The sequence below is a fragment of the Janthinobacterium sp. SUN137 genome, assembly GCF_030587265.1.
GTDB lineage: Bacteria > Pseudomonadota > Gammaproteobacteria > Burkholderiales > Burkholderiaceae_D > Janthinobacterium > Janthinobacterium kumbetense.
Genome location: NZ_JAPWHZ010000003.1, coordinates 890408 through 910141, shown reverse-complemented (window position 1 = coordinate 910141; position 19734 = coordinate 890408). Strand labels below are relative to the sequence as shown.

At 65.7% G+C, this 19734-nt stretch carries 22 protein-coding genes; 18 read left to right on the top strand and 4 right to left on the bottom strand.

What is annotated here, in order from left to right; translation table 11 throughout:
* Positions 1–186: 186 nt before the first annotated feature.
* The 4 genes from O3298_RS19015 to O3298_RS19000 all read left to right on the top strand — a co-directional run bounded on the left by O3298_RS19015 (position 187) and on the right by O3298_RS19000 (position 3122).
* Positions 187–840: a hydrolase gene (locus O3298_RS19015; RefSeq protein ID WP_305060255.1), complete on the top strand. Its 654-nt coding sequence runs from the start codon at positions 187–189 to the stop codon at positions 838–840.
* Positions 841–910: 70 nt separating this feature from the next.
* Positions 911–2761 (top strand): amidohydrolase, encoded by a 1851-nt coding sequence (locus O3298_RS19010; protein ID WP_305060254.1) that lies wholly within the window; start codon positions 911–913, stop codon positions 2759–2761.
* 8 nt (positions 2762–2769) lie between these two features.
* On the top strand, positions 2770–2967 hold the full coding sequence (locus tag O3298_RS19005; RefSeq protein WP_251351864.1) for a DUF1427 family protein: 198 nt from the start codon (positions 2770–2772) through the stop codon (positions 2965–2967).
* On the top strand, positions 2964–3122 hold the full coding sequence (locus O3298_RS19000) for a XapX domain-containing protein (protein ID WP_077401676.1): 159 nt from the start codon (positions 2964–2966) through the stop codon (positions 3120–3122). Before O3298_RS19005 ends, O3298_RS19000 begins: the two co-directional genes overlap by 4 nt.
* Positions 3123–3126: 4 nt before the next feature.
* On the opposite strand, the gene O3298_RS18995 is transcribed toward O3298_RS19000, so the two are convergent.
* From O3298_RS18995 to O3298_RS18985, 3 genes are read right to left on the bottom strand one after another with little or no spacing between them, the layout of a single operon-like run.
* The gene (locus O3298_RS18995; protein ID WP_305060253.1) at positions 3127–4467 is read right to left on the bottom strand and encodes a VWA domain-containing protein; all 1341 of its coding nucleotides are present in this window, start codon (positions 4465–4467) and stop codon (positions 3127–3129) included.
* Complete coding sequence (locus tag O3298_RS18990; protein ID WP_289911969.1) at positions 4467–5078, bottom strand: TadE/TadG family type IV pilus assembly protein; 612 nt, start codon at positions 5076–5078, stop codon at positions 4467–4469. The genes O3298_RS18995 and O3298_RS18990 overlap by 1 nt, the downstream gene beginning before the upstream one ends.
* Positions 5078–5566 (bottom strand): TadE family protein, encoded by a 489-nt coding sequence (locus O3298_RS18985; protein ID WP_099668172.1) that lies wholly within the window; start codon positions 5564–5566, stop codon positions 5078–5080. Before O3298_RS18985 ends, O3298_RS18990 begins: the two co-directional genes overlap by 1 nt.
* Before the next feature lie 560 nt (positions 5567–6126).
* Between O3298_RS18985 and O3298_RS18980 the strand changes: the two genes are divergently transcribed.
* From O3298_RS18980 to O3298_RS18935, 10 genes are all read left to right on the top strand, one after another.
* A complete protein-coding gene (locus tag O3298_RS18980) occupies positions 6127–6816 on the top strand; it encodes a response regulator transcription factor (protein ID WP_257218683.1) in 690 nt (229 codons plus the stop codon).
* A gap of 204 nt (positions 6817–7020) precedes the next feature.
* The gene (locus tag O3298_RS18975) at positions 7021–7194 is read left to right on the top strand and encodes a Flp family type IVb pilin (protein ID WP_071650303.1); all 174 of its coding nucleotides are present in this window, start codon (positions 7021–7023) and stop codon (positions 7192–7194) included.
* 116 nt (positions 7195–7310) lie between these two features.
* On the top strand, positions 7311–7871 hold the full coding sequence (locus O3298_RS18970; protein WP_305057863.1) for a prepilin peptidase: 561 nt from the start codon (positions 7311–7313) through the stop codon (positions 7869–7871).
* Positions 7872–7913: 42 nt separating this feature from the next.
* Complete coding sequence (cpaB, locus tag O3298_RS18965) at positions 7914–8741, top strand: Flp pilus assembly protein CpaB (protein WP_099664843.1); 828 nt, start codon at positions 7914–7916, stop codon at positions 8739–8741.
* A gap of 31 nt (positions 8742–8772) precedes the next feature.
* The gene (locus tag O3298_RS18960; protein WP_305060252.1) at positions 8773–10284 is read left to right on the top strand and encodes a type II and III secretion system protein family protein; all 1512 of its coding nucleotides are present in this window, start codon (positions 8773–8775) and stop codon (positions 10282–10284) included.
* A gap of 9 nt (positions 10285–10293) precedes the next feature.
* Positions 10294–10572, top strand: coding sequence for a hypothetical protein (locus O3298_RS18955; protein WP_289899216.1), 279 nt, complete (start codon positions 10294–10296; stop codon positions 10570–10572).
* Positions 10573–10609: 37 nt separating this feature from the next.
* Positions 10610–11770: an AAA family ATPase gene (locus O3298_RS18950; protein ID WP_077401700.1), complete on the top strand. Its 1161-nt coding sequence runs from the start codon at positions 10610–10612 to the stop codon at positions 11768–11770.
* Between the two features lie 63 nt (positions 11771–11833).
* A complete protein-coding gene (locus tag O3298_RS18945; RefSeq protein WP_369811617.1) occupies positions 11834–13180 on the top strand; it encodes a CpaF family protein in 1347 nt (448 codons plus the stop codon).
* Positions 13181–13186: 6 nt separating this feature from the next.
* Positions 13187–14155: a type II secretion system F family protein gene (locus O3298_RS18940; protein WP_305060251.1), complete on the top strand. Its 969-nt coding sequence runs from the start codon at positions 13187–13189 to the stop codon at positions 14153–14155.
* A gap of 18 nt (positions 14156–14173) precedes the next feature.
* On the top strand, positions 14174–15115 hold the full coding sequence (locus O3298_RS18935; protein WP_369811608.1) for a type II secretion system F family protein: 942 nt from the start codon (positions 14174–14176) through the stop codon (positions 15113–15115).
* Positions 15116–15190: 75 nt separating this feature from the next.
* Here the strand turns inward: O3298_RS18935 and O3298_RS18930 are convergent, their stop codons facing one another.
* Entirely contained in the window at positions 15191–15973 is a 783-nt protein-coding gene (locus O3298_RS18930) for an inositol monophosphatase family protein (RefSeq protein WP_035826389.1), read from the bottom strand.
* Between the two features lie 195 nt (positions 15974–16168).
* Here O3298_RS18930 and O3298_RS18925 point away from each other — a divergent pair, with 195 nt between their 5' ends.
* From O3298_RS18925 to O3298_RS18910, 4 genes are all read left to right on the top strand, one after another.
* Complete coding sequence (locus tag O3298_RS18925) at positions 16169–16933, top strand: RNA methyltransferase (RefSeq protein ID WP_305060250.1); 765 nt, start codon at positions 16169–16171, stop codon at positions 16931–16933.
* The gene (locus O3298_RS18920; RefSeq protein WP_305060249.1) at positions 16930–17832 is read left to right on the top strand and encodes a LysR substrate-binding domain-containing protein; all 903 of its coding nucleotides are present in this window, start codon (positions 16930–16932) and stop codon (positions 17830–17832) included. The genes O3298_RS18925 and O3298_RS18920 overlap by 4 nt, the downstream gene beginning before the upstream one ends.
* 90 nt (positions 17833–17922) lie before the next feature.
* The gene (locus O3298_RS18915; RefSeq protein WP_305060248.1) at positions 17923–19128 is read left to right on the top strand and encodes an MFS transporter; all 1206 of its coding nucleotides are present in this window, start codon (positions 17923–17925) and stop codon (positions 19126–19128) included.
* A gap of 72 nt (positions 19129–19200) precedes the next feature.
* A complete protein-coding gene (locus tag O3298_RS18910) occupies positions 19201–19728 on the top strand; it encodes a hypothetical protein (RefSeq protein WP_305060247.1) in 528 nt (175 codons plus the stop codon).
* The last annotated feature ends 6 nt before the right edge of the window (positions 19729–19734 follow it).

The following is a 19734-nucleotide window of genomic DNA, read 5'->3' as shown; positions in this document are numbered from 1 at the left end:
GCTTATTTTATATCATCGAAAAAATCGAATATAGCTTGGCATTCTTTCCGTTTTTGTTTTCCTTTTTGTGCGTGCATACTGCCTATCACTGACACGCAACATGGCAGCGCAAGAAGGAAAGCGCAAGATTGTGCGGGCCGGATACCACTACTTTGATATTCAATTATTTTCACTGAGGAAAACATCATGCCTATCGCTACCGCCCAAGCCGCCCAAAAACTGCTGACCCCGAACGACCACGCCCTGATCATGATCGACCACCAGTCGCAGATGGCGTTCGCCACGCGCTCCATCGACCTGGCCTTGCTGCGCAACAATGCGGCCCTCGTCGCCAAGGCTGCGGCGGAATTCAAGGTGCCGACGATCCTGACGACGGTGGCGGCCAAATCGTTCTCCGGCCCCATCTTCGACGAAATCCAGTCCGTCTTCCCGGAACAGGCGCCCATCGACCGCACCAGCATGAATACCTGGGAAGATGCGCGCATCGCCGACAAGGTGAATGGCTACGGCAAGGGCAAGATCGTGCTGGCCGGCCTGTGGACGTCCGTGTGCATCGTCGGCCCCGCGCTGTCGGCGCTGGAGCAGGGCTTTGACGTGTACGTGATCGCCGACGCCAGCGGCGACGTCTCCGACGAAGCCCATGCGATGGCCATGCAGCGCATGATACAGGCGGGCGCGCAGCCGATGACGTCCGTGCAATACTTGCTGGAACTGCAGCGCGACTGGGCACGTGGCGAGACCTACAACGAGACGGTGGCGACGGCCGTGGCGCACGGCGGCGGCTATGGCCTGGGCTTGATCTACGCCAAATCCATGTTCAATGCCAGCGAAGGCCATTGAGATTTTATTGATATCGCGCCACCGCCGCCCGCCGGCGGGGGCGTATCCTTCACCTGAATCGGGAGTTCCCATGCATGCACACACGATCTTGCTCAATGGCCGTTTCCACACGGTCGACAGGGCGCAGCCGCTGGCGTCCGCCGTCGCCATCGCCGATGGCAAATTTCTCGCCGTGGGCGACGTCGAGGACGTGATGCGTCATCGCGGCCCCGCCACGCAGGTGATCGACCTGGCTGGCCGCACCGTCATTCCCGGCCTGAACGACTCGCATTTGCACCTGATCCGCGGCGGCTTGAACTACAACCTGGAATTGCGCTGGGAAGGGGTACCCTCGCTGGCCGACGCCTTGCGCATGCTCAAGGAACAGGCGCTGCGCACGCCGAACCCGCAATGGGTGCGCGTGGTGGGCGGCTGGACGGAATTCCAGTTCGCGGAAAAGCGCATGCCGACCCTGGACGAGATCAACGCGGCTGCGCCCGACACGCCCGTCTTCATCCTGCACCTGTACGACCGCGCCCTGCTGAACCGCGCCGCCCTGCGCGCCGTCGGCTACGACAAGAATACGCCGAACCCGCCCGGCGGCGAAATCGTGCGCGACGCTGCCGGCAACCCGACCGGCTTGCTGATCGCCCGGCCGAACGCCATGATCTTATATGCGACCCTGGCGAAAGGCCCGACCCTGCCGCGCGAATTGCAAGTCAATTCCACGCGCCAGTTCATGCGCGAACTCAATCGTCTGGGCATCACCAGCGCCATCGATGCAGGCGGCGGCTTCCAGAATTATCCCGAGGATTACGCCGTCGTCGACGAGCTGGCGCAAAAAGAGCAGCTGACCATCCGCATCGCCTACAACCTGTTCACGCAGAACAAGGGCGCGGAATTGCAGGACTTCCAGAAGTGGACGGGCATGGTCAAGCCGGGCGACGGCACGGACTTTTACCGCCACAACGGCGCCGGAGAGATGCTGGTGTTTTCCGCCGCCGACTTCGAGGATTTCCTCGAACCGCGCCCGGAGCTGGCGGCCGGCATGGAAGACGAGCTGGAAAAGGTCGTGCGCCACCTGGTCGAGCAGCGCTGGCCGTTCCGCCTGCACGCTACCTATGACGAATCGATCGGCCGCATGCTCGACGTGTTTGAAAAGGTCAACCGCGACACGCCGTTCGGCGGCTTGCACTGGCTGTTCGACCACGCGGAAACCATCAGCCCGAAAAATATCGACCGGGTCAAGGCGCTCGGCGGCGGCCTGGCCATCCAGCACCGCATGGCTTTCCAGGGCGAGTACTTCGTCGAGCGCTATGGCGCCGAGGCGGCGAAGGCCACGCCGCCCGTGCAGCGCATGCTGGACGCGGGCGTGCCCGTGGGCGGCGGCACGGACGCCACGCGCGTGGCCAGCTACAACCCGTGGACGGCGCTGTACTGGCTCGTCTCGGGGCGCACCGTGGGCGGCCTGGCCCTGACGGATGCGGCGGGGCGCCTGTCGCGCGACACGGCGCTGGAACTGTGGACGGCGGGCAGCGCCTGGTTTTCCAGCGAGCAAGGCAAGAAGGGGCGCATCCGCGAGGGCATGCTGGCCGACCTGTCCGTGCTGTCGGCCGATTATTTCACGGTGCCGGAAGAGGCGATCAAGTCCATCGAATCCGTGCTGACCATGGTGGGTGGCAAGGTCGTCTACGGCCAGGCGGAATTCACGACCCTGGCGCCGCCCCCGATTCCCGTGCTGCCCGAATGGTCGCCCGTGCGTGCGGTGCCGGGCCATTACCGGCCCGTGGCCAGGCCGGCGCAGGCGGCCATGCCGCACCAGTGCGCGGGCGCCTGCGGCGTGCACGCCCACGCCCACGACCGGGCGCGCAAGTCGGCCGTGCCGATCAGCGATTTTTCCGGCTTCTGGGGCACGCTGGGTTGCAGCTGCTTCGCCTTCTAGGAGCGGAAATGAGCATGTACTACAAGAAAGTCATCCTGGGCCTGCTGCTGGCCTTTGTCGTGGGATTCGTCTGCCAGCTGGCGCACATCCCCGTGCCGGCGCCGCCCGTGCTGGGCGCCGCGCTGCTGGTGTTCCTGACCAGTTGCGGCTACTGGCTCACGGGCCTGTATTTGCAGCGCCGTGAAACGCAAGGGGAGGCGCCATGAACGTCATGCTGGCAGGATCGGTACTGGGCTTGCTGGTGGGCGCCGTGTGCCGCTGGTTCGACCTGCCGTCGCCCACGCCGCCCACGCCCACCGGCGCGGCGATGGTGGTGGCCATGACCCTGGGTTTTGTCGTGGCGGGGCAGTGGCAGGGTTAGGCGCTTATTTGGACAGGCGCAGAATGGCCGAGGCGAGCCGGGTGAAGCAGGGACTCAGGTCGCTGTCGCTGGCCGCATAGCAATACAGGCCCACGGGTTCGGCCGGCTTGCGGCAAGCCGCTTTTGCATCGGTGGTATTGGCCAGGCAGCGCAGCAAGTCTTCGCCCAGCTCGTTGTCCGGCCCTTCCTTGGTTTTCAGCGATGCGCCCATGCCCAGGGTAAAGACGAAAATGCCTTCCTGGCGCGCCTTGGCCGCCATCGCTTCGACCAGGTTGCGCGAGGCGCGGTGCACATTCGTCCATTGCGCCTGCGCCGTGGCGGTGGAAGCGGTCACGACGCGGGGCGAGTTGGTGACGATGGGAAACTCACGCAGCGCCGCGTCATTCGTCGCGTTATACCATGCGGGAAGCGCGGTGATCTGGCTGGCGGCGCAATCGCCGTACTGGAGCGAGTCGCTCACTTTCATCCTGTACAGGCCCGCCAATGCCGGGTTTTGCAGTTTCGGAAAGGTGGCGAGGCCGCCTGCGTCGTTGCATTTGTTGTCCTTGTTGGGGAAGTACGAGGAAAACGCCGCCGGCGAACCGTCGGAGAAAAACACGATGACGCGCAGGCTGGAGCGGTCGACCTGCGCGATGTCGTTCAGCTGCTTGCGCGCCTGGAACATGCCGGCGGACGAGTTGGTGCCGCCGACAAAGGCGAATTGATCGATCTTTCCACCTTTCATGGTCATGCCGCCGCGGTCGAAACCGCGGTCGATCTGCCTGATCGGGACGTCGATTTGCGCTTCCGAGGCGAAGTGCAGCAAGCCGACCCGGTCGACCGTGGCGTTGAACTTGTTCAGGAAGGACTTGCCCGCCGCCCGCACGGCGTCCGCATTGTGTTCCAGCGAACGCGACGTATCCATCACCAGCACCATGTCCAGGTCCTTGCGGATGGTTTGCGCGCTGGCGGCCACCTCCAGGGTCTTGAAGCCGAGTACGCCCATCAGCGAGACGGGCAGCGAGGCGCTGGCCGAGACGTCGATGGTGACGGTACCCTTGTCGAACGTGACGTCGACGGGATGGAGGGTCGGCGTCGACAGCAGGAAGTGGTCCGGATAATTGACGTCAAAAAAATCCTTTGCCGACTGGCGCGCCCTGGTCCGCTGTTCCTCTTCCGAGTTGCCCGCAGTGACGCCGCGCGCCGCCGCCAGGCTGGCCGAGTCGACGGCCGCGTTGAGCTTGGCCTTGACGAAGTAGCCGAGGGCCGAATCGATGGCCAGGCCCACGGAGGCGATCAGGACGACGGCCGACAGCGCCACCATGACCAGGACTTGCCCGCCTTGCCGCTTGTGTGGAATGCGCATCAGAATACCGTCATCGAAGTCAGGTTGGGCGCCAGCACGGGCGTCGTGCTGTTGCCAAATTTCAATGTGCCGAACAGCATATCGAAATTGTAGAAAGTTTCCACGGCGTAAATCAGTTCGCCATCGGCCAGCTGGTTCTGCATCAATGACACCGTGGGGGCGTATTCGTCCTTGGCGATGCCGGTGCACGTGCCATCGCGCCAGCTGCCGCATTGCCACACCTGGCTGGCGGGCAGGTAGCCGCTGGCCTTCGCGCCGGCGTCCCAGCGGTATTGTTCCAGCACGATATTGCGCAAGCCGCTCTGCGCCGTGTAACCCATGATCTTGGTGATGTAGATCATGCCGCGCCCGTGCATGTCCAGCGGCGGCGTGCTGGCGGCCAGCGCATTCATGATGCCCTGGCTGGAGCCGCTCAGGTCGGACGTGGCGCGCGCGGACAGGTTGGCGCCTTCGCGGCTGATATTGAGCAGGATGGTCTTGGCCTGGATGGCGCGCGACAGGTCGGCCAGCATGAACAGCAGCAAGGCCAGCAAGGGCAGCACGATGGCAAATTCGATGGCGGCGATGCCGCGCGCGGCGCGGCGCGGAAAACGGGGAGCGGGCGCGCGCATCACAGGCCGCCAAAGCTTTCATTGCGCATGGTGGCCGCCACGACGAAATGCGCCTGGCCGTCGCGGAACAGGGCACGGATCATGGGCGTGGCAAACGCCCAGCGGCAATCGACGGAAATGACGACGATATCGCCGGCCTGGCCGAACATGGCGGCGCCTACCGCATCGCTGCCGTTGACGGAGATCACGGGGCTGACCTTGTCATACATGCCCATGGAGCTGTCGCGTATTTTTTGCATGACGGCGTGGTAGCGCTGCTGGTTGGCGCTGTCGGGGTCGAGGTCCTTGGCCCCCGTGACGGCATAGCGCGCGCCTTCGCGCACCGCGTGCTGCATGGTCATATTGGCAAAATAAGCCATGCTCAATTCAATGATGCCGATTATCAGCATGAGAAAGACCGGTGTTATCAGGGCCAATTCGACCAGGGTGGCGCCAGCCTGTCCGCTTTGCTTGCGGAATATGCGGGAATCGGCCTGTTTTAAGCGCATGGGAATAATCCGGTTAAGTTCCGCGATGACGAATGTCGGGCGGATGGCATTGCGCCATTTGACTGGCAATTATTCTATATCGATTTTCAAGGGCGTGTCCGCCATTTAAATTATTACAGGTCAAGATAATCGCAATTAACTGCGTTATTTCAAACGTGCCGGCCCCGTCGCTACAGGGCCGGGAGTAATATGCGCGGGTATGAAAACAGGCCTGGTGTCAGGATTGTCCTGCGTGCAGGCAAGGACTTGTTTTGCAAGGTGATGCAACAAAAATGCTGCAATGTAAGCAACAGCAGCGGTGGCAGCAGCGATGGCGCGCCCGTGGCGCACCCGCCCTGGCCACGCTGCCCATCCATCGGTTCACGCCCGGCATGCGGCGACCGCTGCCCTGGGGCACGCGCCGCGTTGGCGCGTGCCGGCCCAAGGCCTCTTCCTTTGTGCCCCCATGACTTCTTTCCCCCGCGTGCGGCAGCAGAAGGCGCGCGCGGACGAGGCAGGCAAGCCGATTCGGATCAACAGCATTCCCCGATGGGAGTGGGCTACAAGTAAAGAGGTAAAGCATGTCAACAAACAATGTCATACGCGTCATGCTGGTGTCGGACCACAAGACCTGGCTGTGGGGCCTGGAGCAGTTGCTCGCCGGCGCCCAGCCGGCGATGCAGGTGGTGGCCAGCTCCACCGAGATCGACAGCGCGCTGCTGCTGGCGCGCACCCTGTGTCCCGACGTCATCGTGCTCGACGCCGATCTGGGCTGCGGCGGCGCCTGCGCCATCGATTATCTGCCACAGCTGCTGGGCAATGGCGTGTCGCGCGCATTGCTGTTCAGCGGCACGCAGGACCAGGCCGCCTGCGGGCGCGCCGTGCGCAGCGGCGCGCGCGCCGTGGTGGGCAAGGAAACGCCCGTCAAGCAAATGGTCGACGCCATCGCCCGCCTGCATCACGGCGAATTGTGCCTGGACCCGGCGCTGCTCGACAGCATGCTGGGCGTGCTGAACAAGCCGGAAGCGGCGCCCGACCCGGAAGAGCAGCGCATCGCCAGGCTGACGCTGAAGGAGCGCAAGATCGTGGCCATGATGGTGGAAGGAAATGGCGCGCTGAACCGTGCGATCGCCCAGCGCGCTTTTATCTCGGAGCAAACCTTGCGTAATCATTTGACATCGATCTACAGCAAGCTCGATGTCACCAACCGCCTGGAATTATATGTGTATGCCACCCGCAACCGGCTGGCCGAACCCGTCCATGCGGAGTGACAGTACATATGTCCTGATTATAGACAAAAAATTAAGATGGTTTGTACTGCGCATAAAATGACTTTTCTCTGATTCGATTTAATGTTTGTTTATATAAAATACACGCATCAGAAATTGGCAAATAAAAACAAAGAGAATGTTTTTATTTTCAGACTGTATTTTCAGTTTTTATCATGTTTAAAACTTGACCTGAAAGGGAATAATATGAATTTCATTAAAAACTTTATCGCCGAAGAAGATGGCGTGACGGCCATCGAATATGCGCTGATCGCTGCGCTGGTAGCTGCGGCGCTGGTCACGGCCGTCGGCTATTTCACCACCGGCCTCGATGGCGCCTTCAAGGCGATCGGCACCAAGCTGACGGGCGCGGCGATCTAAGGCGCCTGCCCACCGCGCTGCACCCCGACAGGCCGGCTGCCCCTGCGCACCGGCCTGTCGACTTCCCGCCCAACGATGCGCATGCCGTCATGCCATCGGCTTGCATCAGGTACACGATGGACCCTCATTCTTTCTGGACGTTCAGCCCCGCCTTAGTCTTGTGGGGGCTGCTTGCCGCGGCTGTCTGGCATGACGTGCGCCGCCGGCGCATTCCCAACCGGCTGGTGTTTTCCGGCGCCTTGCTTGGGGTGCTGCTCAACAGCGTGGCCTGGCCCGGAGCGGCGCCGGCCGGGCCGTGGCTGGCGCTGGGCGGCCTGGCCGTCGGCCTGGGCTTGCTGCTGCCCATGCATGCGATGAAGGCGCTGGGCGCGGGCGACGTCAAGCTGATGGCGATGGTGGGGGCTTTTCTTGGCCCGCGCCCCGCCGTGTTTGCCGTGCTGTGCAGCCTGCTGGCGGGCGGCGTGCTGGCGCTGGCCGTCGCCCTGTGCCAGGGCACGCTGCGCCAGGCGATGAGCAATGCCCGGCAATTGCTGCTGCAAGGCTGGCTGCGCGCCGCCGCAGGCGAAGTGCCGCGGGTCGATGCGCCCGCCGTGCCGGGCGGCAAACTGCCGTACGCGATCGCCATTGCCGCCGGCACCGCCATCTGGCTGGCCCTGGCGGCCGGCGGCTATGCATGATGTGCTTGTCCGGAAACCCAAGTTTTACCAAGAGGAAAAATCATGAGAAATAGCCGCGTTGCGATCGTGCTGCTGCTGGCGCTGCTGATGGCGGGGGGCGCCGTGCTGGCGGCGGCCCGCTGGATGTCGGGACAAGGCGCGCCGGCCAGCCAGACGGTGATGGTCGCGCTGGTCGATATCGGCGTGGGCGCGAAGGTGACGCCGGCCATGCTGCGCGGCATGGACTGGCCGGCGGGCGCCATGCCGCCGGGGGCGTTTGGCGAGGCCGGCGCGCTGGACGGGCGCATCACGCGCACGGCCGTCAGCAAGGGTGAGCCTGTGCTGGAAAGCAAGCTTGCGCCGCCCGGCGCCACGGGCGGCCTGTCGGCCATCGTGGCTGCCGGCAAGCGCGCCATGACCGTGCGCGTCAACGACGTGGTGGGCGTGGCCGGTTTCGCCCTGCCGGGCAATTTCGTCGACATTCTCGTGCATACGCAGGATGACCGCGCCAGGCCGGCGGGCGGCGGGCCGCTGGCCATTTCCAAGATCGTGCTGGAACGCATCCTGGTGCTGGCCGTGGCGCAAGAGTCCGGCCGCGACGACAACAAGCCCAAGGTGGTCAATGCCGTGACCCTGGAGCTGACGCCGGAGCAGGTGGAAAAGCTGGACCTGGCGCGCAGCGTGGGCAGTCTGTCGCTGGTGCTGCGCAACCAGGTCGATCCGGCGCCCGTCACCACGGGCGGCGCCACCAAGGAGTCGCTGCTGGAACTGAAGGCGCCGGCGGCCGCGCCGGTGCGCGCGGCGCGGCGCCAGGCGGCCCCCCCACGCGCTCCCGCGCGCGACAGCATCACCGTCATCAAGGGCATGGATACGAGCGTCCAGCAATTTTAAAAATCAGCAGGCAAGCGAGCAAGGATGATCGATGAACAAATTTCGTAAGCACGCCGCGAGTGCGGGCATGCGCCTGGCCCTGACGCTGGGCGGCGCGGCGGCAAGCCTGGCCTGGCCAAGCGGCGCCAGCGCGGCGGCGCCGGCCAGGCAGGCCGTCATGTCGCCCGTCGCGGCGCCGGCCATGTCGCTGGGCGCCGATATCGCCCGCCTGGGCGCGCCCGTGCGCATCGCCGTGGGCAAGTCCACCTTGCGCAGCCTGAGCCTGCCGGTGTCGCAGATCGCCGTCAACGATCCGCGGGTGGCCGGCGCCAGGATGCTGGGCTCGTCCAGCCAGCTGTTCGTCTGGGGCCTGGCCCCGGGCAGCACCAACCTGATCCTGTGGGACCGGCAGCAGCGCCCCGTGATCGTCGATATCGAAGTCGAGATCGACGTCGAGGGCTTGCAGGCGCAGCTGGCCTATGTCTTCCCTGGCGAGCGCGCCGTCAAGGCCGGCGCGGCCGGCGGCAGCATCGTGCTGTCGGGGCAGGTGAGCGACAGCGTCAAGGCCAGCCAGATCCTGGACATGGCGCAAGCCTATGCGCAGCGCGGCGCGGGCGAAGCGGCCGCGCCGGCCGACGGCGCCGCCAGCGCGGCCAGCGGCGTCAAGGTCATCAACATGCTGACGATCGCGGCGCCGCAACAGGTCATGCTGGAAGTGAAAATCGCCGAAGTGTCGAAGACCCTGGTCGACCAGCTGGGCGCCAGCGTGGGCATCAGCGGCACGCGCGGCAACTGGAGCTACGGCTTGCTGTCGAACCTGCTCAGCGGCAACCCCAGCCAGCTGGGCGCCGTGCACGGCAAGAATGGCAACGGGCTGACGCTCGACGCGCAAAAGCGCGACGGCCTGGTGAAGGTGCTGGCCGAACCGAACATCATGGCCATCAGTGGCCAGGAAGCCAGTTTCCTGGCGGGCGGCAAGATTTTCATTCCGGTTGCGCAAGACAGCACCACCAACAAGATCACGCTGGAGGAAAAGGAATTCGGCATTGCCGTCAAGTTCACGCCCACCGTGCTGGAAGGCGGGCGCATCAACCTGAAGGTGGCGCCGGAAGTATCGGAGCTGAACCGCGAAGGCATCGGCATCACCACCGGCGGGGGCGCTGCCGCCAATGCCGTGTTGCCGGCCTTTACCACGCGGCGCACCACCACCACGGTGCAGCTGTTCGACGGCCAGAGTTTTGCCGTGGGCGGTTTGATCAAGAACAATGTGACGACCAATATCAAGGCCTTGCCCTTCCTGGGCGAGATCCCCGTGCTGGGCGCGCTGTTCCGCAGCAGCGATTTCCAGACGGACCGTACCGAGCTGGTGTTCATCATCACGCCGCACCTCGTCAAGCCGCTCGACGGCACGCTCGACGGCGATATCGTCTTGCCGACCGACGCCTATGTGGCGCCCAGCCGCAGCGAGTTCTTCTTGCAAGGAAAAATGGAAGGCGCTGGCGCGCCACGGCCACGGCAGGAAGCGGCCACACAGACGGCGCCCGCCGGCCCGGACACTCACTAGGAGCACATCATGCAGCATTCCCTTTCCCTTTTCCTATCTGTGCTGCTGGCCGCCCTGGCCGCCAGCGGCTGCGCCGCCACGCCGAACCTGGACCGCCAGTTCGGCCGCAGCGTCGAGCAGCTGCGCCTGCGGCAAGTGCTGTCGCCGCAGGCGGGCGCGAACCGCGATCCCGTGGCCGGCATGGACGGCAAGGCCGCCCAGGCCGCCTACGCGGCGTACCAGAAAAGCTTTGCCGCGCCCGCGCCGCAAGGGGCCGCCTTCACCATCGGCGTCGGGGCGCGCCAGTGAAGCTGGCACCGTCACCACAGAACCAGCAAGGCATATCGTGAAAATCGCCATCCATTCCACGGATCAAAAAACCCTGTCCGAACTGGGGCGGCTGCTGCGCAGCCGCAACCGGCTCGACGAGATCAACGCGGGCGGCGAAACACTGGAACCGCTGCAGGCGGCGCAATCGCTGCCCGACGTGCTGATCTTCGACCGCCCGTCGAACGACGGCGCCGACCTGGCCGCCATCGAGCGCCTCAGCAACCAGCATCCGCGCATGGCCTTCATCGTGCTGTGCCACCAGCAGGCGCCTGAATTCCTGCTGCAGGCCATGCGTGCAGGCGTGCGCGACGTGCTGCCGTTTCCCGCCGCGCCGGCCAGCCTGTATGCGGCGCTCGAACGCATCGAGGAAAAGCTGGAGCGGCGCGAGCATGGCAACGGCAAGGTGCTGGCCTTCATCTCGTGCAAGGGCGGCAGCGGCGCCACCTTCATCGCCAGCAACCTCGGTTATGCGCTGGCCGCCGGCGGCCAGCAGCGCGTTGCCCTGATCGACATGAACCTGCATTTTGGCGACGCCTCGCTCTTCGTGTCCGAGAACAAGCCGCTGGCCACGCTGTCCGACGTCACGCGCGACATCCACCGGCTCGACGCCTCGTTCCTGGCATCGAGCATGCTGCACATCCTGCCCAACTACAGCGTGCTGGCCGCGCCCGAGGATCCGGCGCACGCCAGCGAAGTGGCGCCCGAGCACATCGACGCCGTCATCCGGCAAGCCAGGCGCCAGTACGATTTCATCGTGCTCGACGTGGGCCGCAACCTCGACGCCGTCAGCGTGCGCGCGCTGGACCACGCCGACATGATCTTCCCCGTCCTGCAGGCGACCTTGCCGTATATCCGCGACGGCAAGCGCCTGCTGGGCATGTTCCGCTCGCTCGAATACGCGAAGGACAAGGTGCATATCATCGTCAACCGCCACGACAAGGGCGGCGAAATCCGCCTGCGCGACCTGGAAGCGGCGTACGGCACGGCGGTCTACCGCACGGTGCCGAATCACTACGCCTCGGCCGCCGCCTCGGTCAACCAGGGCGTGCCTATCCTGCAGCTCGACAAGGCCAGCCCGATCACCCGCTCGCTGCAGGAGTTCGCCGCCAGCCTGGCCGGCGGCGCGGCCAGCACGGCGCGCCAGGGCTGGCTCGGCCGCGTCCTGCGGCGCGCTTGATCCAGGCGCTTGATCCCCATCCCAGAACAGGAGCACTTCATGGCTACTTCCCCCATCGCCGCCTTGTCCATCCGCGAACGGCTCGGCAGCGCCAAGATCGCCGCGCTCGCGCCGCAACGCATGGCCGTCATCGACAACCACGGCTACCGCGACCTCAAGCTGCGCATCCATGGGCTGCTGCTCGAACGGGTCGACCTGGAAAGCATGCAGCGCCTGTCGCAGGAGCGCATCCGCGAAGAATTGCGCGGCCTGGTCGAGCGCCTGCTGGACGAAGAGGCGGTGGTCATCAACGACGCCGAGCGCCGTAGCCTGACGCGCGACATCCAGCACGAGATGCTGGGTTTCGGGCCGCTCGAAACGCTGCTCGCCGATGCCAGCGTGTCGGACATCCTGGTCAACGGCCACAAGCAGGTGTATGTGGAGCGCGGCGGCCGCCTGGAGCTGACCGACGTCTGCTTCGACGACGATGCCCATCTGATGAAGATCATCGACAAGATCGTCTCGCGCGTGGGCCGGCGCATCGATGAATCGAGCCCCATGGTCGACGCGCGCCTGCCCGACGGTTCGCGCGTCAACGCCATCATCCCGCCGCTGGCCATCGACGGCCCCGTGATGTCGATCCGGCGGTTTTCCGTCGATCCCCTGCGCCTGGCCGACCTGGTCGCCTACCACAGCATGACGGCCGAGATGGCCGAGGTGCTGCAGGGCCTGGGCAAGGCGAAGATGAATATCCTCATTTCCGGCGGCACGGGCAGCGGCAAGACCACCATGCTCAACGTGATTTCCGGCTTTATCGGCCAGACGGAGCGCATCGTCACGGTGGAAGACGCGGCCGAGCTGCAATTGCAGCAGCCGCACGTGGTGCGCCTGGAAACGCGGCCCGCGAATATCGAAGGCAAGGGGGAGGTGAGCCAGCGCGCGCTGGTGCGCAACGCGCTGCGCATGCGCCCCGACCGCATCATCCTGGGCGAAGTGCGCGGCGCCGAGGCGCTCGACATGCTGGGCGCGATGAACACGGGCCACGAAGGCTCGATGGCCACCATCCACGCCAATACGCCGCGCGACGCCATCACGCGGCTGGAAAACATGATCAGCATGGCGGCGGCCAACCTGCCCAGCAAGGCCATCCGGCAACAGATCAGCTCGGCCGTGTCGGTGGTGGTGCAAGTGTCGCGCCTGATCGACGGCAAGCGCAAGGTGACGTCGATCCAGGAAATCACGGGCATGGAAGGGGAAGTCATCACGATGCAGGAAATCTTCAGCTTCCGGCAGACGGGCGTGGCCGAGGGCGGCGCGGTGGTCGGGCATTTCTCGGCCAGCGGCATCCGCCCGCGCTTCCTCGATCGCCTGAACAGCTTTGGCATCGGCGTGTCGGCCGCCCTGTTCGAACCCACCGCGGCGGGGCGCTGACCGGCCATGCTTTCCTACCTTGTCTATCTGTTCCTTTTCCTGGCCGTGCTGCTGCTGGTGGCTGGCGCCTGGCTGGCGTGGCAAGCGGCGCGGGGAGCGGGCGCGGCGCGGGTGGCGCGGCGCCTGCAAGCCATGTACACGGCCAGCGATGGCGAACAGGCGCTGTCGATCACCAAGCAGCGCCCGCTGAGCGCCCATGCCTTGCTGCAAGGCGTGCTGGAAGGCTTGCCCGGCGCGCGGCGCCTCGACCAGCTGCTGCTGCAGGCGGGCATGCGCTGGTTCGTGGCCACTTTTCTGGGCTATTGCCTGCTGGGCGGGACGGCCGGCCTGCTGCTGGCCGGTGCGCTGCCGCTGCCATGGTATGTGCGCCTGGGCCTGGCCGCGGGCGGCGCCGCGCTGCCGTATCTGCTGGTGCGCCGCTCCAGGAGCAAGCGGCTGGTGCGCATCGAGCAGCAACTGCCGGACGCGCTCGACCTGATGAGCCGCGCCATGCGCGCCGGCCATGCCTTTCCCACCGCGCTGAAAATGGTGGGCGAGGAAATGACGGGGCCGCTGGCCGACGAGTTCCGCGCCGTGTTCGACGAAGTCAGTTTCGGCGTCGCGATGGCCGATGCGCTGGGCAACCTGGCCGCGCGCGTGCCCAGCACGGATTTGCGCTATTTCGTCATCGCCGTGCTGATCCAGCGCGAAACGGGCGGCAACCTGACTGAATTGCTGAGCAGCATCAGCGCCATCATCCGCGACCGCCTGAAATTGCTGGGCCAGGTGCGCGTGCTGTCGGCCGAAGGGCGCATGTCGGCCTGGGTCCTGGGTTTGCTGCCGTTCGGCGCGGCGCTGATGATGCATTTGATGAATCCGCAGTTTATTGCCGTGCTGTACACGGATGGGGGCGGGCGCAAGATGGTTGGAGTATCGCTGGGCTTGCTGATGCTGGGCGTGATCTGCATCAGAAGAATTATCAATATCCGGGTGTAAGATGAAAGAACAGACACGATGAGCACGATGAGTACGGCGCAGCTGGCCTTGCTGGGCCTGCTGTTCCTGATTGTTTTCGCGCTGGCCTTGCTGGTGTTGCGCCTGTGCACGGGCAGTGCCGTGCAGGAGCGGCTGCAGGCGCTGGGCGATGCGGGCGCCGGCGGCGACAGCGGGCGCCATGCGAGGCGGCGCTGGCTGGCGCACGCCGTCAGCCTGACGCGCCCGCTGGCCAGGCTGTCGCTGCCGGACGAGGGCTGGGAAAGTTCGCCCATCCGCAGCCGCTTCGTCCATGCGGGCTGGCGCAGCCAGGCCGCGCCCGCGCTGTTTTACGCGGCCAAGACAGGCTTGTTCGTGGGCTTGCCGCTGCTGGCATATTTTCTGCTGCGCCAGGGCGGGCACAATATGCTGCTGTGGCTGGTCGCGGCGGCCGCCCTCGGTTACTACCTGCCCAATGCCTGGCTGTCGCACTGCCTGAAACAGCGTCAGCGCGAAGTGTTCGAAACCTTTCCCGATGCGCTGGACCTGATGACGGTGTGTGTCGAAGCGGGACTGGCGATGGATGCGGCGCTGGCGCGCGTGGCGCAGGAAATCGGTCTGAAAAGCGCGGTCCTGGCCGAAGAGCTGCAACTGGTGACGCTGGAATTGCGCGCCGGCAGCGCCAAGGACAAGGCCTTGCGCAACCTGGCCCTGCGCACGGGAGTGGAGGATGTGGACGCGCTGGTGACCCTGCTGATCCAGGCCGAGCGTTTCGGCACGAGCATCGCCGCGTCGCTGCGGGTGCAGTCCGACCAGCTGCGCACCAAGCGGCGCCAGCGGGCCGAGGAAACGGCGGCCAGGATCGCCCTCAAGCTGCTGTTTCCGTTGATCTTTTTCATCTTCCCCTCGCTGATGGTCGTGCTGATGGGGCCGGCGTTCCTGCAGATTTACCGCGTGCTGCTGCCGGCCATGCGGGGCAGCTGAAGAGGGGCCGGGGCGAAAAAAAAGCTGCCGGAGTCGCCTCCTGCAGCTTTTGTTACATCAGCGCGGGCCCGGCAATCAGGCGAATGGCGTCAGCAGGGTGATCATCTGGCCAAAGATTTTCGGGCTGGCGGCGATGACGTCGCCCTTGTACAGGTAGTCCGATTCGCCGGAAAATTCACCGACGATGCCGCCCGATTCCGTGATCATCAGGGCGCCGGCGGCGATATCCCAAGGCTTCAAGCCTTTTTCGTAGAAGCCGTCCAGGCGGCCGCAAGCGACGTAAGCCAGGTCCAGCGCGGCCGAGCCGGCGCGGCGCACGCCCTGGCTGCGTTCGCCCATGATCGCGTACATCTTCAGGTATTCGTCCAGCGCGCGGGCGCTGCCGGCCACGTAGCCGGTGCCCAGCAGGGCGTTCGAGATGCGGTCCAGCTTGGTGACGCGGATGCGTTTTTCGTTCAGGTAGGCGCCGGCGCCCTTGGTGGCCGTGAACAGGTCGTTGCGGACCGGGTCATAGATGACGGCTTGCGTGACGACGCCGCGATGCGCGAGGGCGATCGAAATGCAGTATTGCGGGAAGCCGTGGATAAAGTTGGTGGTGCCATCGATCGGGTCGATGATCCACTGATATTCATTCTCGTCGTGCGAGTTGGCGGAAGCTCCCGATTCCTCAGCCAGGAACGCGTGGTCCGGGTAGGCTTTGGACAGCACCTCGATGATGGCTTGTTCGGCCGCCTGGTCGACGTCGGTGACGAAATCGTTATGTTGTTTTTCCGTGACGACGACGCGGTCGAGGTCAAAAGAGGCGCGATTGATGACGGCGGCGCCGCGGCGGGCGGCTTTGATCGCCGTGTTGAGCATTGGGTGCATGTGAGCTTCCGTTAAAAGCACGCGACCGCCCAGCGTCGCCTTTCGGCGCCGGTACGATAGAGTGCAAGAATGAATTAAAGAGCGGAGCGGTGCCGAAGTGGTTAAAATCCCGGCCTGGAGTCAGCGTTTTGTGACTCCGTTTCCCGAAATTTCCTGTATCGATACCGCGCAATAGCGCTATTTTAAATGAATCTGCCCGAAATCAACACGTCTCTTTTCAAACGCCTGCGATTTATTCTTGTCGAAACTAGTCGATCCGGCAACATTGGCGCCGTCGCGCGGGCCATGAAAACGATGGGTTTTTCCGATCTGGTGCTGGTCAATCCCCGCTTTCCCGACGCCTTGACGGATGCGGAAGCGGTGGCTTTCGCCAGCGGCGCGCAGGATATCCTGGCGGGCGCGCGCATCGTCGGCTCCATCGCCGAGGCGCTCGAAGGCTGCAATTACGCGGCGGCCGTCTCGGCCCGGCTGCGCGAATTTTCGCCGCCCGTCACGGCGCCGCGCGCCATCGCCGCGCAGCTGGCGGCCAGCGACGACTTGCACGCGGCCGTCATCTTCGGCAACGAGCGCTTCGGCTTGCCCAACGAGATCGTCGAGCAGTGCAATGTGCTGATCAACATTCCCGCCAATCCCGAGTATTCCTCGCTGAACCTGTCGCAGGCGGCGCAAGTCGTCGCCTACGAATGCCGCGTGGCGGCCCTCGGCGATGGGCAAATCGCCAGTCCCGTCGGTTTTCACGGCGACGCGGCCAGCCTGGCGCAGGTCGACGGCATGTATGCGCACCTGGAACAGGCGCTGGTGGCCATCGATTTCCTCGACGCCGACAACCCGAAAAAACTCATGCCAAGGCTGAAACGCCTGTTTTCGCGCACGGGGCTGGAAACGGAAGAAGTCAATATCCTGCGCGGCATCGCGCGGCATATCCTGGCGGTGGCGAAAAAAGGCCCATGATAGAAACCCGGCTGCTGCGCCAGTTCATCGCCGTCGCCGAGGAACTCAATTTCCGCCGCGCGGCCGAACGGCTGCACATGGCGCAGCCGCCGTTGTCGCAGGCGATATTGCGGCTGGAAGAAGCGCTCGGCTATCCCGTATTCGAGCGCACCAACCGCAAGGTCAGCCTGACGCCGGCCGGCACGGCTTTCCTGGCCACGGCCCGCCAGGTGCTGGCCAGCCTGGAAGAGGGCGTGGCCGCCACGCGCCGCGTGGCGCAGGGCATCGAGGGCCACTTGCGCCTCAGTTTCATCCACATCACGCCCTACGCCCACGTGTTGACGGCCTTGCGGGCCTTCCGCGCCGCCTCGCCCGCCGTGCAATTCACCTTGCGCGAAGCGTCGACGCAGCAGCAGGTCGAGTGGCTGGAAAAAGGCGAGGTCGATATCGCCCTGCTGCGCGCGCCGGGGCGCAGCACGCCGGGACTGCGCTTCGAGCGCCTGTCCGGCGAAGACATCGTCGTTGCGCTGCCGTTGAACCACCGCTGCGCGGGCCAGGCGCGGGTGGACCTGGCGGATCTGGCCGCTGACGATTTCGTCGCCTCGCCGCGCGAACTGGGCCAGGGTTTCCACGACCAGCTGGCCAGCCTGTGCCTGCATGCGGGCTTCGTGCCGCAGGTGGCGCAGCAGGCGCGCCGTTTGCAGACGGTGCTGGGACTGGTGGCGGCCGGTTTTGGTGCGGCCCTGCTGCCGGCCAGCTTGGCGGCGTCCATGCCGGCGGGCGTCGTCATGCTGCCGCTGGCAAGCAGCGCGCCCGCGCCGCTGCGCCAGCTCGACTTGTACATGGCGTGGGACCCGCAGCGCACATCCCCCGTGCGCGAGCGGTTGCTGGCGCAATTGCGGCACTTTTCCCCGCAGTGAGACTCTGAACGTCTCGTTTCAAGATGAATAAGATATTTTACAGATGGTGATCGCGGGGCCAGCATGGCGTTTTGATTGTCAGGAACTGCCATGTCCACCATGTCCTCGCGCACAGCGCTGCCGTCCGCCGCGCTGCCATTCTCCATCTATCTGCTTTCCCTGTGCAGCTTTGCCTTCGGCTTGTGCGAATTCATCGCCGCCGGCCTGCTGACGCCCATGGCGCGCGACCTGCACGCCAGCGTGGCGGCGGCCGGCGGCGCCATCGCCGCATATGCGCTGGGCGCGGCCATCGGCGCGCCCGTGCTGACGGCCCTGCTGGCGCGCCGGCCCGTGCGCCAGGTGCTGGTGGCCACCATGCTCGTGCTGGCGGCCGGCAGCGTGGCCATGGCGGCCGCGCCGGCGCTGGGCGCGCTGCTGGGGGTGCGCTTTGCCGTCGGCCTCGCGCATGGCGTGTTCATGGCCATCGCCTCGCATGCGGCCACCAGCCTGGTCGACCCGTCGCGCGCGGGCCGGGCGCTGTCCATCGTCTGGCTGGGCCTGACCCTGGCGCTGGCGGGCGGCGTGCCGCTGGGGACGTGGCTGGGCGCCGTCGCGTCGTGGCGCTGGGTATTTGCGGTGATCGGCGTGCTGGCCCTGTGCGGCGGTGCGGGCTTGCGCCTGGCCATGCCGGCCGCGCGCCAGCAGGCCGCCGCCGTATCGGCCCTGGCCAGCCTGCGCGCCATCCTGCAACCGCCCCTGCTGCTGGCGGCTGGCGTGGCGGCGCTGGTCAGCGTAGCCACCTTCAGTTTTTTCACGTATGTCTCGCCCTTCCTGCTGCAGCTGGGCGGGCTCGATGCGGGCTGGCTGGGCGCCGCCATGCTGTGCTTTGGCGCGTGCGCCATCGGCGGCAACCTGCTGGGCGGCTGGTGCGCGGACCGCCCCCACGCGCTGCGCGCCACCATGCTGGCCTTGGCCGCGCTGGCGCTCAATCTGCTGGCCTTTTATCTGCTGCGCGCCTGGCCCCTGGCCATGCTGGCCCTGTGCGGCACTTTGGGCTTGCTGTTCTTTGCCCTCGTCACCCTGTCGACCATGGGTTTGCTGCGCCTGGCGCGGCGGCATTGCCCGGGCAGCGACGCCGTGGCGGCGGGCTTGAATATCGCCGCCTTCAATGCGGGCACGGCGCTTGGCGGCGCGCTGGGCGGTGCGCTGATCGTCGCCTGCGGCTTGCCCAGCATCGCCATCGGCGGCGCGCTGGCCGCGCTGCTGGCCATGCTGCTGCTGTGGTTTCAGTCGCAAAAACTAGACTCTCCGCTCTAGTTTTTGCGTTTAAACGCCCACTGCCTTTGGCGTACACTGGCCTGCAAAAGGCGGTATAAAACAAGGGGAGACATGGCAATGCAACGCAGATCGTTTCTGAAACTGGGTGTGCTCGGCGCCTGCGCGCTGGCCGCCGGCGGCGCCGCGTACCGGCTCGTGCGCGGACCGTCGCCCCCTGGCCGCTTCGTGCTCGATGGCGCGGCGCGCGCGGCGCTGGCCGCCATCGTGCCGGCCATGCTGGGCAGCGCGCTGCTGCGGGAAGCCCCCGCGCGGGCCGCGGCGCTCGATGGCGCCATCGCCGGCGTGGACACGGCCATCCGCGGCTTGCCCCTGGCGGCGCAGCAGGAAGTGCAGGATTTGTTCGGCCTGCTGGCGCTGGCGCCCGCGCGGCGCTTCGTCGCTGGCGTCAAAGATGGCTGGCGCGAAGCCGACCCCGCCCAGGTGGCGGCCTTCCTGCAATCGTGGCGCACGCACCGCCTGGCCACCCTGCAGACGGCCTACCTGGCCCTGCACGACCTGATCCTCGGCGCCTGGTATGCCGATGCCGCCCACTGGGCCGCCATCGGCTATCCGGGACCGCTGCCCGAACTGAGCGCATAAGGCATC

Coding starts and splice junctions, on each gene's coding strand:
- O3298_RS18935 (WP_369811608.1), top strand. CDS start 14,174: ATGAGCACGATGAGTACGGCGCAGCTGGCCTTGCTGGGCCTGCTGTTC.
- O3298_RS18920 (WP_305060249.1), top strand. CDS start 16,930: ATGATAGAAACCCGGCTGCTGCGCCAGTTCATCGCCGTCGCCGAGGAA.
- O3298_RS18915 (WP_305060248.1), top strand. CDS start 17,923: ATGTCCACCATGTCCTCGCGCACAGCGCTGCCGTCCGCCGCGCTGCCA.
- O3298_RS18940 (WP_305060251.1), top strand. CDS start 13,187: ATGCTTTCCTACCTTGTCTATCTGTTCCTTTTCCTGGCCGTGCTGCTG.
- O3298_RS18930 (WP_035826389.1), bottom strand. CDS start 15,973: ATGCTCAACACGGCGATCAAAGCCGCCCGCCGCGGCGCCGCCGTCATC.
- O3298_RS18995 (WP_305060253.1), bottom strand. CDS start 4,467: ATGCGCATTCCACACAAGCGGCAAGGCGGGCAAGTCCTGGTCATGGTG.
- O3298_RS19015 (WP_305060255.1), top strand. CDS start 187: ATGCCTATCGCTACCGCCCAAGCCGCCCAAAAACTGCTGACCCCGAAC.
- O3298_RS18985 (WP_099668172.1), bottom strand. CDS start 5,566: ATGCGCTTAAAACAGGCCGATTCCCGCATATTCCGCAAGCAAAGCGGA.
- O3298_RS18975 (WP_071650303.1), top strand. CDS start 7,021: ATGAATTTCATTAAAAACTTTATCGCCGAAGAAGATGGCGTGACGGCC.
- O3298_RS18925 (WP_305060250.1), top strand. CDS start 16,169: ATGAATCTGCCCGAAATCAACACGTCTCTTTTCAAACGCCTGCGATTT.
- O3298_RS18970 (WP_305057863.1), top strand. CDS start 7,311: ATGGACCCTCATTCTTTCTGGACGTTCAGCCCCGCCTTAGTCTTGTGG.
- O3298_RS19000 (WP_077401676.1), top strand. CDS start 2,964: ATGAACGTCATGCTGGCAGGATCGGTACTGGGCTTGCTGGTGGGCGCC.
- O3298_RS18990 (WP_289911969.1), bottom strand. CDS start 5,078: ATGCGCGCGCCCGCTCCCCGTTTTCCGCGCCGCGCCGCGCGCGGCATC.
- cpaB (WP_099664843.1), top strand. CDS start 7,914: ATGAGAAATAGCCGCGTTGCGATCGTGCTGCTGCTGGCGCTGCTGATG.
- O3298_RS19005 (WP_251351864.1), top strand. CDS start 2,770: ATGAGCATGTACTACAAGAAAGTCATCCTGGGCCTGCTGCTGGCCTTT.
- O3298_RS18955 (WP_289899216.1), top strand. CDS start 10,294: ATGCAGCATTCCCTTTCCCTTTTCCTATCTGTGCTGCTGGCCGCCCTG.
- O3298_RS19010 (WP_305060254.1), top strand. CDS start 911: ATGCATGCACACACGATCTTGCTCAATGGCCGTTTCCACACGGTCGAC.
- O3298_RS18980 (WP_257218683.1), top strand. CDS start 6,127: ATGTCAACAAACAATGTCATACGCGTCATGCTGGTGTCGGACCACAAG.
- O3298_RS18960 (WP_305060252.1), top strand. CDS start 8,773: ATGAACAAATTTCGTAAGCACGCCGCGAGTGCGGGCATGCGCCTGGCC.
- O3298_RS18910 (WP_305060247.1), top strand. CDS start 19,201: ATGGCAATGCAACGCAGATCGTTTCTGAAACTGGGTGTGCTCGGCGCC.